Annotated in this window: 10 protein-coding genes and 1 riboswitch; of the genes, 4 read left to right on the top strand and 6 right to left on the bottom strand. The window is 42.9% G+C overall.

Annotation, left to right across the window (positions count from 1 at the left end; genetic code table 11):
* Nucleotides 1-64: 64 nt before the first annotated feature.
* From FCL46_RS17435 to FCL46_RS17425, 3 genes are all read right to left on the bottom strand, one after another.
* Nucleotides 65-1,570 carry a cyclic nucleotide-binding domain-containing protein gene (locus FCL46_RS17435; RefSeq protein ID WP_136810410.1) on the bottom strand — a complete coding sequence of 502 codons (1,506 nt, stop codon included), beginning with the start codon at nucleotides 1,568-1,570 and terminating at the stop codon, nucleotides 65-67.
* Nucleotides 1,571-1,738: 168 nt separating this feature from the next.
* Nucleotides 1,739-2,965: an OmpP1/FadL family transporter gene (locus FCL46_RS17430; protein ID WP_176371613.1), complete on the bottom strand. Its 1,227-nt coding sequence runs from the start codon at nucleotides 2,963-2,965 to the stop codon at nucleotides 1,739-1,741.
* A gap of 588 nt (nucleotides 2,966-3,553) precedes the next feature.
* A complete protein-coding gene (locus tag FCL46_RS17425) occupies nucleotides 3,554-4,417 on the bottom strand; it encodes a LysR family transcriptional regulator (protein WP_167506080.1) in 864 nt (287 codons plus the stop codon).
* A gap of 167 nt (nucleotides 4,418-4,584) precedes the next feature.
* Here FCL46_RS17425 and FCL46_RS17420 point away from each other — a divergent pair, with 167 nt between their 5' ends.
* From FCL46_RS17420 to FCL46_RS17405, 4 genes are all read left to right on the top strand, one after another.
* Nucleotides 4,585-5,586 carry a zinc-binding alcohol dehydrogenase family protein gene (locus tag FCL46_RS17420; RefSeq protein ID WP_136810407.1) on the top strand — a complete coding sequence of 334 codons (1,002 nt, stop codon included), beginning with the start codon at nucleotides 4,585-4,587 and terminating at the stop codon, nucleotides 5,584-5,586.
* 417 nt (nucleotides 5,587-6,003) lie between these two features.
* Nucleotides 6,004-6,738 carry a substrate-binding periplasmic protein gene (locus tag FCL46_RS17415; protein WP_136810406.1) on the top strand — a complete coding sequence of 245 codons (735 nt, stop codon included), beginning with the start codon at nucleotides 6,004-6,006 and terminating at the stop codon, nucleotides 6,736-6,738.
* 858 nt (nucleotides 6,739-7,596) lie between these two features.
* The gene (locus tag FCL46_RS17410) at nucleotides 7,597-9,105 is read left to right on the top strand and encodes an IS1182 family transposase (RefSeq protein ID WP_136810870.1); all 1,509 of its coding nucleotides are present in this window, start codon (nucleotides 7,597-7,599) and stop codon (nucleotides 9,103-9,105) included.
* 315 nt (nucleotides 9,106-9,420) lie between these two features.
* Nucleotides 9,421-9,512: riboswitch (cyclic di-GMP riboswitch) on the top strand.
* Between the two features lie 63 nt (nucleotides 9,513-9,575).
* The gene (locus tag FCL46_RS17405; protein ID WP_136809989.1) at nucleotides 9,576-10,013 is read left to right on the top strand and encodes a hypothetical protein; all 438 of its coding nucleotides are present in this window, start codon (nucleotides 9,576-9,578) and stop codon (nucleotides 10,011-10,013) included.
* 193 nt (nucleotides 10,014-10,206) lie between these two features.
* Here the strand turns inward: FCL46_RS17405 and FCL46_RS17400 are convergent, their stop codons facing one another.
* From FCL46_RS17400 to FCL46_RS17390, 3 genes are all read right to left on the bottom strand, one after another.
* A complete protein-coding gene (locus FCL46_RS17400) occupies nucleotides 10,207-10,716 on the bottom strand; it encodes a response regulator (protein WP_136809988.1) in 510 nt (169 codons plus the stop codon).
* 582 nt (nucleotides 10,717-11,298) lie between these two features.
* Nucleotides 11,299-11,418, bottom strand: coding sequence for a macro domain-containing protein (locus tag FCL46_RS28905; protein WP_420811284.1), 120 nt, complete (start codon nucleotides 11,416-11,418; stop codon nucleotides 11,299-11,301).
* Between the two features lie 145 nt (nucleotides 11,419-11,563).
* Nucleotides 11,564-12,367 (bottom strand): DODA-type extradiol aromatic ring-opening family dioxygenase, encoded by an 804-nt coding sequence (locus FCL46_RS17390; RefSeq protein ID WP_136809987.1) that lies wholly within the window; start codon nucleotides 12,365-12,367, stop codon nucleotides 11,564-11,566.
* Between the last annotated feature and the right edge of the window lie 8 nt (nucleotides 12,368-12,375).

Raw genomic sequence — 12,375 nt, 5'->3', positions numbered from 1 at the left:
TATCAATCAGCGGTCGTTCATTTGGTGATGATCGCTTGTACGCGTAAAATAGCATGGTGCTGAGCTATACTTTGGTTGCCAGGGCAAAGAGATTTACATGCTCACTCTCTGAGAGGATTTCTACATTGCTGCCAAATGGTGTGGCACTGAAGATGTCTTGCAGTTCCTCTTCATTCCTATAAATCAGTTCCCACTTGAGGAGTTTGTCGAGGAACAATGAATCCGGATATTGTGTGAAATTGCCCAGCAGCAAGGTACCGCCAGGATTAAGGTGCTCGAAACATCGGGTTATGAGCGCCTTAAAGAGCCGTTCATCCAGATAATCACAGAGTCCGGCGGAGTATATGAGATCCAGGTTGCCGATCTGCTGTGATGCTTTGCCAAGTGACCACCTGATTACATTTTCACTCATTAGCCGTATAGCGGCTTTATGAGGTATGATGTTGACGAATTGATTGGTGTATTGAAGGGCTTCGGGGTCGATGTCCACACAAAGCGCATCAATCATCTGGCTGTATTTGCATTCTCCTAAAAAGTCAAATAGCTCACGATTAGGGCCGCAGGCGAGATTCATAATTCTGGTGTTTTCACCTAATTCCGCTTTTTTGCCGCTAATTCTGGCAATCTCTTTTTTCAGCAGTTTTCTTCTACCGTGTATCGCCAGTGAGCCAGGGCGCTGGAGGCAGAAATCGTCTATAATTTCACCAAGTCTGCCTTCTCCTTTAGGTACATTCGCATAGATGTGTTCCATCATGAGAAAGTCACCGGCATAACCTTTAGGTTTGAAATAAGCACGTTCGGCAAATTTACTGCGCATAAAGTATGGGAAGATTTCCTTAAAGACATACCCCCACATGATCTCCTCGTAGCCGGTTCCAGCCATGGTTTGCTGGAAATCAGAGAGGGAGCTGTTTAATTCTGTCAGCAGTTTTGTGCAGCGAACCTCTATTTTGCTATCCTGATTGCCTGTTGCTTCGTTTTTTTGAAGCTGATGCGATATATCAAAAAGCTCGGCTCTGCACATTTCCATTCGTGAACTGATTGAATGCCATTCACCTGAGTGTAATAAGGTTGCTGGTAGAGGGCTGGATTCTGTGTAGGTGCTGGTGTTTTTGATCGAGAGCGATTTTGCGTAACTGGTTACGGGTTGTCTTTCACCAGCAATTCTTCTGAATTTATGGCAGATGTTTCTGGTGATAAATAACATGAAATCCATAAACAGGTCTGGACTCTCGGTGCGCATTGAATGTAATGCAGATGCATTAAAAATCCCGACCTTGACGTCTCCGTTGGCTTTAATGTCGCGTACTCTGGTTTCTCCATCAAAAAAACCGACCTCACCAAAAAAATCACCTTTACCAATAAGGGCAACGGTAATTCTGGTGCCTGCTTTTTCCGTATAGCTCACTTCAACAACACCATCTACGACATAGTAAAATGCCATTGGATCATCATCATGCGACATGATCTGTTCACCTGTTGCGAAAGAACAGGGGTTGCTGAAAGGAACAACCATATCCAGGAGTGCGTTTGTGTTTTGATATGTAGCTTGTAAAGATTCGTTACCCATGGTTTTCCCCAATGATATCTGATGTGAAGAAGAGTCAGCCTATAATATTGATGAGAGAATATGGAATGTCCTGTCAGTCATTGGCTTGATTAGCCTGCTACTGGAAGATTACAGATTCTTCACGTTCAGGTTTGGATTAGAGGCCGGTTACAATGATTGCCGGCCGTATCAAAATGTTGCGATTAAACCAACATTAACAGCGTGGGCTCCACCACCAGTGAATTCCCCATCAATGCCGGGAAGTCCTGCCGTCGGTAGTGTTGTTACTGACCGGGATGTGGTGTGATGGTACATATATGAAATGCCCAGAGTGAGCGTGTCGCTTGTTTTATATTGCAGCCCAAGGCCATACATATAGGAATCCGAGTCAGGCAGTTCAAAACCAAGGGTAGCATCGGGTACCGGTGTGTTGTCTATGGCAAATCCGGCTGTTGATACAAGCCTGTCATTGATCTGATAGGTAACTCCTAGCCTGAATGCATCTGTATCATCCCAGTTCTTGGTTTGTGGGCGGTCAAATGGATCAAATATCGTCCCGAGAAAAGACCCCGAATAGTTGAAATCAAGTTCTTCAATAGACGACCAGAAGGTGCGATTCCAGGCAAGTTCAACCGTAACGTCTCCGAATGTGTACGATGTTGCCAGGCTGAAGACTGCCGGCAGAGTGATCGGCAGTGCCCCGGTTCCCAGGTATTGTGCTACTGGAACCTGGCCTGCAAGAGCGAGCAGATGAGCATCTCCCTCAAGATCAAGGTCAATTTCTGATCGGTATGTGGCAGAAAGCCTCCAGGCTTCAGTGGCGTTAAAAGTAGCGGCAAGATTGTAGCCGACTTGAAAATCATTACTTGAGTCGAGATCCCTGGTGACAGCGGTTACTGGTGATAGTGCGGAAAATGGCGGATTATTGACGCTGTTTTTCACTTCACCCTCACTGTAGACAAATCGTATTCCTCCAGCGATACTTGTACGACTATTTATTGCGTATGAAAGAGATGGATTGGCTTCAACAACAAAGAGCGAAAAATTGTTTGCGGTAGCTGCCTGAAAGGGCTGTTGCCACTCTTTTGTTAATCCAAACGGGTAGGTGAGGGCAAAGCCGAAACGGAAATTATTATAATCCTTAGAGCTGAGGTGGATTTGTGGAAGAAGGAAGAGTTCTGATTCCGATTCACCATTAAAAAAAGGAGAGCGGTTGTCCGTATATGAAATTTCAGGAAGCCATAAGGCTGTCAGGCTGAGTTCTACGCTCCATGTATCATCGAGAAAGCTCATGTTGGCAGGATTATAATATGCAGCATCAGGACCGGGAGTATAGGCGATGTTCGCTCCCGCAATACCAACGGCCCTAATTGACTGATTCGGGATCTGAAATCCTGCACCATTACATGAACCCAAGAAAATGCAAACTGATAGCACACACGTCATGCATAGCAGTACCATTCTCACGAGAGTGGATGTTCGTGGTCGCAATGTATACAACATAACGTTCAATGAGTTAGAGTTTGCGGTTGGTCATTCCCGATTGTCCAGAGTACCCATCGGGTGTAGTTTTCTCATGTCTAGAAACATATGGATAATGTGTATGCTTTGATTATGCGTTAGGAATTTGTGTTAAACAAGGTAAAAATCAGGGCCGGCTAATTTGTTGGTGGCGCATCTCACCGATTTTTTAACTTCACTGGATGATAGTGAAGGGTAATGTTGTTTAGTCAGGTGGAGATGGATAGCTCATTCATTAAAACCAAAAGGGCTACAAGAGTTGTATCGTATACGTGTTTAAGCAGACAGAGAGAGTGTAAACAAAGGTGGTTGAATAGGAGGTTGTCAGTGAATAACCTTGCTTTCAAACTATGCGAATTTTTAAGGAATTAATGCTCGCAGGGGAGCGTGGACTTCGATTCCATTTATATGGCTGTACGTGTTTGTGAAAATGTTTCGATTTTGACCAAAATTCATCTACTTGGACAATTTCCTGGGTACGGTCTATTTTAACGTGCTGATTTCAGCTTCCAGGTAGCTGATAAAAACATCTCTCGCGTCATTTTCTTTTTGTTCATCAATGATAAGACCTATCGAGTACATCGGCAATTCAGGTAAATTCAAATGGACTGGCGCTCTTTTCAAACCTTCCTTGAGTGCCCCCTGTGGCAAAATTGATAATCCCAGTCCAGCCTGAACAGCGGCCTGAATGCTCGTAATAGAGGTTCCGGTAAATTGCAGATCCCACTTTTGCTTCATATGGTTCAGGCCATCAGTGGCAATTTTCCTAAATGCGCACGGTTGTGGTAACAGAACGAGGGGTATTGTTTTCTGAAAAGAAATATCTGTATCCTTGCCGACTACCCAGACCAAAGGTTCCTGAATCAGGATACGGCTTTTTCCATGGTAGGAATCTTTACCAGCCACCACCAAATCCAACTCACCTTTTTCAAAGAGTGGTATGAGGTGAATACCAATATCAGTGTGTATTTTAAGATGAATGTTGGGATATTGTTTCCTGAATTTACTCAGAAGAACCGGTAGGATTTCAGGTAAAAAATAGTCTATCAGCCCTACTCGTAATTCTCCGGAAGCTTTAGGTTGGGTTAATCGACTCACAGCTTCATCATGCACTGCCAGTATACGTCCTGCATAATCGAGCAAAATTTCACCCTCATGGGTGAGCGAAAGGCTTTTACTCGTCCTGTTGAAAATTTGAGAGCTTAATCGTTCTTCGAGCCGACGAATTTTTACGCTTACACCGGACTGGGTTAAGCCAATATTTTCACCGGCTTTTGTAAAGCTTCCTGTCTTTGCAACTTCAGAAAAGCAACGCAGCATGTCTATGTCGAGATCTATGTTTATCATAATTATGCATGATAAACAGTCATGATTTGTATGACAACTATTAATTTGCATTATGTTTGCTTTGTCATACAATAGAATCAGATGACAACATGCTTGACCATATAACGGGGTGTTAACATCCCTGTTCTGAGAACCTGAATCAGCCAAAAATAACATTGGAGTAACCTATGAAAGCTATAGTAGCAAAAGGAAGTAGCGCGGCGAAAGACGCTGGAGCCTTTATTTTACAAGAGCAGTCCATACCAGAACCGGAAGCACAAGACCTCCTGGTTCGAGTTATTGCCATCGGGATGAACCCGGTAGACACAAAGGTCCGTCAACGGGAAGAGGTAGACAAAGTGCTTGGTTGGGATGCCTATGGGGTTGTAGAAACAACAGGCAAAGGCGTAACCGGATTTAAAGCGGGTGATAAGGTCTATTATGCTGGTGACATTACCCGTCCAGGGTGCAATAGTGAATACCATTTGGTCGATTATCGGATAGCAGCGATCGCACCTGAAAAACTCTCTCCTGAAGATGCTGCGGCAATGCCGTTGACATCAATAACAGCCTGGGAAGGGTTATTCGTACGATTGGGTTTTGTACCTCAAGCAAATGGTAATTCCGGTAAATCTATTCTGATAATCGGTGGTGCTGGAGGTGTTGGATCAGTCGCAATACAATTAGCGCGTTGGGCCGGGTTGAAGGTGTTTGCAACAGCATCACGGCCGGAAACAGTCGACTGGTGCAAGAATTTAGGTGCGGACACTATCCTGAACCACAGGAATAGCCTCTCTGAAGAATTGAAAGCATCCGGGACCGACACAGTCGACGCCATTTTTTGTACTACACAAATGGAAACCCATTGGCAGGCGATGTCTGAAGCCATTCGCCCTCAAGGCAGTATAGTTTTTATCGATGATCCCGAGCAAACACCTGACATCCGGATTTTTAAACTGAAAAGCGTCACTCTTGCCTGGGAATTGATGTATACCAGATCAATATTTCAGACAGCGGATATGGACGAGCAGGGTAAATTACTTGCAAAAGTAGCGGACCTATTGAATGACGGCACTCTCGTTACAACACGACAGAAGACCTTGACCGGCCTGACAGCTGAAAACATCCAGGCAATGCACATAAAGCAAGAGAGCGGAACAATGATGGGTAAACAGGTTCTTGTTTTTTAAGCTACGTATCACCTCACCTCATCAATCCACATAAGATAAACAGTGTACTCCGAAGGGTACGCTGTTTGTCCATATCTACACCACCTGATTATCTAGTTTCCATCCGAAAATAGTGCTTTCCTTCTAACTCTTCGTTGCTCTCAAGATTTTATCCTCGCAATATCAAATGTATGGCTGAGGTGAAATTTATCGAGCGTCTCGATTTAGACAAAAATCTCTCGTTTTAGGATGGAAACTATCTAGTAGTTCAGACATGTTTTCATGGTTTTGACGATGCAAATTTTCAACCTGATATTACATGATGCAGCTGTGTGTTTGCCATTGCTATTCTCTTGATTTGAAATGTTGTCAGGGGATACACTAAAGATAAAGGCCATCTGCAAAACGAGTATTTTATTTCAGCAGCAAGGATGAAACGTGAGACATTTCATACTGATGATATCGTTTTTTGTGACGCTGTTTTTCGTGAACATCGCTCAGGCTGAAACATGTACTTTCTTGACCCACTTCATCAAACCATTCACGTTCCAGGAAGAAGGGAATATTAAAGGTCTTGCAGTTGATATCGTAAAAGAGATGATGGACATTATGGAACATCCGAAGCAGTTTACTATGCTTCCTTTTAAACGAGCTCTACTGACTGTACAAAGCTCAGATAACCATGCCCTTTTCATTGTTGCCAGACGGCCAGAGCGAGAAGAAACTGTTAAGTGGGTAGGGCCTCTTGTATCCAGCAGTGTCTACTTTTACAAAAAGAAAGGGACAAATTTAGACCTGAAAACCTTATCTGATATCAAAGAACTATGGAGAGTTGGGGTAGGTCGGGGGAATGCTGATCACACCTATCTCGAGGCACAAGGGTTTACAAACCTCCAAAAAACAAACAATCAGGTTCAATCACTCCAGATGTTACAGCTGGGAAGAGTCGACGTAACTCCTATGAGTGAACTGGTAATGCCTGAGATGGCAAAACATGCAGGGATTGATTTGGATAGCATTGAAAGAACTGCTGTAAAATTATATGACTCCATCCTCTTCCTTGCTTTTTCTATAGATACACCCGATGACGTTGTAGATGGATGGCAACGAGCCCTGGACACTGTGAAAATATCAGGGAAATATCAGGATATTTACGATCGGTATATACAGTAAGAATTTTTATCTGACTCCCCTTAAACCTCAGTTCTTAAACCTCAGTTATTATGGTGAGGCGACAGGCGTGAGGAGAAAGGCGTATACAACTTTTACACTCAATTTTATAATTATTATTGTAAATACAATAGCTTAACATTGAAGCTCTTGGCGGGATTGTTGCGCCATTCACTCCTCACTTACAGGAGAATAAAAACTTAAGCACCAACAGAAAAACCGGAATCGGATATGCTGAATAATTTCAGAATAGCCGATTCCGGTTTGTACATTTATAGGTAGCGTTAACCCGGATTTATCATCAATCTATTTGATATAATACAAGATAATTATGTTAGGGAAGGGTGGATTGATAACATCGATTCACCCTTTTTTGTGTGAGGAGGGAGAGTAGCCTCCTAGGAGGCTGTCCGAGAATAGAAATTTTCGCTCAGATCAAGGCAAACTCGAAAAATTACCGGAGGCATATAGTCGATATTCCGAGGATAATTTTTCTAGTTTAACGAAGATATGGGTGGAAAGGGCATTGTCGGACAGCCTCCTAGGAGGCTGTCCGAGAATAGGAATTTTGGTTAAAATCGAGACATTTACAAAAAATAAGCACAGCCATATAGATGATATTGCGAGCATTATTTTTTGAAAATTCCGAAGAGTTTGGGCAAAGGGCCATTGTCGGACAGCCTCCTAGGAGGCTGTCCGACAATAATTAAAGAGAATAGTTAAATTGTTTTTATCGTAGCTGAATTTCCTAGCAAATGGCAAACAGGTTGAGATGGAATGCTTATATATAACAGCATGATAAGCTGCATATTCTTGTTTTTTGTGTTAATTTGTATTCAATAAAACAAGAGAGGTTTCCTTATGTCACCCCCATTCAAAAATCTGCCATTAGAATTCAAACAACGGCAAATGTTTCCGAGCAATATCTTTGATCTGCTCCCTGACAATCATGAATGTTATCTGTATAACGATATTTTTCAGCAGCTTGACACCTCAAGTATTGAAAAACAGTATAGCATGCAAGGACAGCGTGCCTATCATCCCAAGTTGATTATCTCGATTCTCATATACGCATACAGTCATGGCCTTTTCAGCTCAAGACAGATAGAAGGACGGTGCCATGTAGACCTTGCTTATATGTATATATCAGGGATGTCATGCCCAAATTTCCGAGTGTTAAGTGACTTTAGGAAAAATAATGCTGAATTTTTTCATGAATGTTTCAAGCAGAGTGTCCTGATAGCCATGCAATTGGGACTTGCGTCTCTTGGCCATGTAAGCTTAGACGGTTCAAAATTTAAGGCTGACACTTCTAAGCATAAGGCCATGAGTTACAAGAGACTCAAAGAAAAAGAACATGAATTACTAGCGGAAATTGAGAGCCTTATAGCGAAAGCAAAAAACTGCGATGAAGAAGAGGACAGGGAGTATAAGGAACCTACCGGATATGGTATTCCCGAAGATTTACAGTTCAAAGAAAAGCGATTAGCAAAAATACAGGCAGCCAAAAAAGCCTTAGAACAACGGGAGCAAGAACTACACCCCGGCAAAACCATTGAGGACAAAAAGCAAATTAGCTTTGCAGATACGGATGCCCGTATTATGGGAAAAAATAACGTCTTTGATTATCAGTACAATGGGCAAATATGTGTAGATGAGGATAAGCAAGTGATTGTTGCCCAACATCTGAGTCTAAATGCAAATGACAAGAACGAGGTTGAACCTGCGTTAGAAAATATACGGGAAACGACTGGCAGTTTTCCTTCAAAGATGAGCTTTGATAATGGTTACATGTCAGGTGATAATCTTGAGGCAATAAGATCGGCAAAACTCGATGCTTATGTAGCAACAGATAAAGCTGAGAAGAGAAGTGAAATTCCGTTAAATGATTCGGACCGCAAGCTCATAAAGGCTGATTTTATTTACAACGAGCGGGGTGATTTTTTCACCTGTCCTGGAGACCAATCCCTCGTTTTAATACGTACATCAAAATCGGGCAGGAAAACATATCAAGGCGACTCTGATGTGTGTGTTGAGTGCGATTATAAAAGCAGATGTTGCAAATCAACTCAGGGTAATGCTCGAACAATTAACACGGATGACAAAGAGCCCTTACGGCAACAGATGAATGAGAAAATGGAGAGGGTAAGCTCTAAAGAAATATATGGAAGACGAAAAGTTATCGTTGAACCAGTATTCGGACAGATAAAAAATATCGGTTTCAGAAGATTCAGTGTCAGAGGGTATGAGAAAGCAAGTGGTGAATTTTCCCTTGCATGCACTGCTCACAACATGAGGAAGTTACTGAGAGCGATCATAAATGGGGTAGTACGTTCAGAGGACGGCAAATTGTTGGCAAATCCTGCATAGTAATGATGGAGAGCCCTGATTCTCAGTATAATTGCATTATTCAGGCGTTTTTCAGGTGCATATTATAAGATTTACCTTTGCGCAGAGATATAAAGCTCCAGCGATTGCTAGGCTTTATGATTTGTCCGATTTAAAATTCCTGTTCTCGGACAGCCTCCTAGTCATTATGACTAGGTAATAATCATCATCCGACCTATTGATTACATGGAGTAACTCGAATATATCTCATTAAGTACCATAAGGAATGAAAGGATTTATTTGTGTTTCAGGCTGATACCCTGGTATCAATCAGGCGTCAGCACACTATTTTTAACAGCTCGAAAAAGGCAAGCCTTCTGAAAAGAAGGAAACGCAAAACCACCGGCCTACGTCTTTCATCTGATCGATACGGCAGCGGAGTTACCCGGCTGGGAAGTATCTACTGATACTTGTTCCGCCATTACTTCAGAAAAATACTGGGGAACTGGAACATGACCACAACGTACCGCACCATCACCCGAGTGCTGCTATTTAGCGTTATCACCTGCAGTCTGCTTACAGCAAGTATGTATCGTGAATTTGATCTTGAAATTGAGGGAAACTCTCTCAGCCTTAGCGCCGAAAATGTGCCTCTAAGAAATATTCTTCATGATCTACAGAAACAGACTAATATCCGAATTCGTTTTCTTTTCCCTATCAGCGAGAGCATTTCTACTCGGCTTGAGAAAATCCCGCTGGATCATGCTATTCACGAATTGTTACGTAATTTCAACCATGAAATCTATTACAGTGATAAAGAGAATGATAGAAAGACCAAGGTGTCGGAGATAGTTGTCATATCGGATAAGTTTGCTTTACCTACTGAAAAACTGTTTGCCTTAATACCACAGTATACAGAAATGGCTGTAGCAACTCTAGATAGGTTATAAGTGAATGTGCTGAAATATCAGGTCCGAATCAGACAAATATATTGTGTACCGTATTGTACCAATCGACAGGATAGCTGTAAAAGGATTGTCAGGTAGTGTGTAAATGCAGAGGGCTGTTCAGTCTCAGAACATTATTTGAGCAATGAACAAATGCGATTATCAGGAGCAGAACACGAATCATGGTAGCAGTAAGCTAAATCGAAGGCAGCGAGTGATATTGCATTTCCAGTTCCGCATATCGTAATTTTTGATCATCCAGTGAAGGAAGTACCTGGATAGCTGTTTGCAGATTTTCCTGACTGAATGATTCTGCCGTTATCGCTCTCTTCCTGGAGATAAACGGGAACCCGTTTTTCTGTAACCGTTCAAACAGGCACCTGCTGGAAAACGGTTTCAACAGATAGCCTGAAGCCCCACAACGAAATGCGGTGATTGCATATTCGAGCTGATGGCAGCTTGTCATCATAAAGACAAGTGTATCCGGGGCTACCTCTTTTGCCTTTCTGATAACTTCAAAGCCGCTGGTCTTACCCATTTCCAGGTCAGTTAGTACAAGATCAAACCTTGAATTTTCAAGGAGTTGTATCGCCTTTTCACCATCAGAGACAGTTGTTATGGCGCAACCGTGATTATTCAGCAGTGTTTCCAACATAGAGCGGATTATCATATCGTCATCAACTACCAGAACTTTTGCAGGCGTCATCTGTTTTTACTCCATCGTGTAAATTGAGGAATTCATGCGGGTAACTACAGGATACTTGCATAATGTGTTCCACATACAGGATAACGGCGAAAATGGGGGATACACTCGTGCCGGATTCAATTTGTAATGAATGTTTTAGCCCTCTACATCCTATGTAATACAAATAGGAGGTTGTCTGAGAAGGCCCTTTCCGCGCATATCTTCGTTAAACTCGAAAAAATATCCTAGGAATAGTAAATATATGACTGCGGTGATTTTTCGAGTTTGCCTTGATCTGAGCGAATATTGCTATTATCAGACAGCCTCCTGATATGGCTGCGCGATAATAGGGATTTGGGTTAAAATCGAGCCATTTTCAAATAACAAGCGCAGCCATATATGATATTGCCAGCATCGGTTTTTGATAATCACGAAGAGTTTGAGAAACGGTCATTCTCAGTCAGCCTCCTGGTCTCTTGCGGATAGGAGATGTCGATACTCTATCGCGCACTGTATATGCGTCATCAGGAGCTAAATGCGTAACCGGAGTGTGCAGAATTTGCACAGTTGATTGAAATAGTGATGGATTGACAGTTTATGTTTCTATACCCTGAAGGCCAACTCTGGGGCCCCGGTTGACAGGCGGCAAAAGGGCAACGTTTTAATGCCCGGTTTGCCAGCCTTTTTAAGACACGAACGATAGCATTGAGCTAAGTCGAATATTTGTTGCTGGAAGGAGTACGGTTTTTCACTTTTAACCGAAAGTATTCGTTTTTTTTCTGTTCGTTCAGGTGTTCCTGCGACAACTCCCCTTTCTCGTGGCAGAGTGTTTCAAACAGTTTTTCTATCATCATGTCGTAACGGTTTCTTACCAAAGGTAAAAGCTTGCACGCTTCCCAAGTATATTGAGCTGGAAGGAATCACGGCTTGCACATCTGTTTAGGCCATAGCAAACATGGAGTGGCAACAGGTGTTCTTCTCTTGGATGGCAGAATCTGGCATGTGGGGCTTGGTCCCAGTTGATGAGCAATTCCTTCCGCACAGTTTCATCTATATCTTTTGCACTGCATGTTTCAATGAGCCAGGACTCAAACGCCTCGTTCATCTCGTTGTTGTGTGTGTTACCGGGAGCAAAAAATGCCTTCATGTTGTGAAATGAAAATCCGGACCCGATAATAAGTAAACCTTCATGCTGAATACCAGCAAGCGCCTCTCCCATCCGGATGTGCATGGCAGGATCCAGAGTATTGACAAGGGAGAGCTGTATGCAGGGAATGTCTGCATCCGGGTACATAATCTTCAACGGGATGAACATACCATGATCAAAGCCTCTGGAATCATCAAGCACAGGCTGTAGTCCTTTGCTCTCCAGAAGCTTAAACACGTTCTTGGCCAGATGAGGTTCGCCGGGTGCGGGGTAGCTGATGCTATAGGCTTCTTCCGGGAACCCATAGTAGTCGTAAATTAACCCCGGATTTGCGTTTCCGGTAATTGTAGGCCGCTTCTCTTCCCAATGGGCACTGATGAGAAGGATGGCGGAAGGTTTTGGCAATTCCGAAGCAATTCTCTGGAGGTGGTTCACCATTTCAGTATGTCCGGTATCGCCCAGTAAGGGGAGTGGTCCACCTCCGTGGGAAATATATAACGTTCTATGTTGGTGTGGAATTTTCATTATTCAGA

The organism is Desulfosediminicola flagellatus, assembly GCF_005116655.2.
Lineage (GTDB): Bacteria > Desulfobacterota > Desulfobulbia > Desulfobulbales > Desulfocapsaceae > Desulfopila > Desulfopila flagellata.
The sequence above is the reverse complement of the archived record's forward strand: the minus strand, read 5'-3'. Positions and strand labels throughout refer to the sequence as shown.

Excerpts from the sequence above, each read along its gene's own strand:
- FCL46_RS17435 (WP_136810410.1), bottom strand. The coding sequence starts at position 1,570 with ATGGGTAACGAATCTTTACAAGCTACATATCAAAACACAAACGCACTC.
- FCL46_RS17425 (WP_167506080.1), bottom strand. The coding sequence starts at position 4,417 with ATGATAAACATAGATCTCGACATAGACATGCTGCGTTGCTTTTCTGAA.
- FCL46_RS17420 (WP_136810407.1), top strand. The coding sequence starts at position 4,585 with ATGAAAGCTATAGTAGCAAAAGGAAGTAGCGCGGCGAAAGACGCTGGA.
- FCL46_RS17410 (WP_136810870.1), top strand. The coding sequence starts at position 7,597 with ATGTCACCCCCATTCAAAAATCTGCCATTAGAATTCAAACAACGGCAA.
- FCL46_RS17405 (WP_136809989.1), top strand. The coding sequence starts at position 9,576 with ATGACCACAACGTACCGCACCATCACCCGAGTGCTGCTATTTAGCGTT.
- FCL46_RS17400 (WP_136809988.1), bottom strand. The coding sequence starts at position 10,716 with ATGACGCCTGCAAAAGTTCTGGTAGTTGATGACGATATGATAATCCGC.
- FCL46_RS17390 (WP_136809987.1), bottom strand. The coding sequence starts at position 12,367 with ATGAAAATTCCACACCAACATAGAACGTTATATATTTCCCACGGAGGT.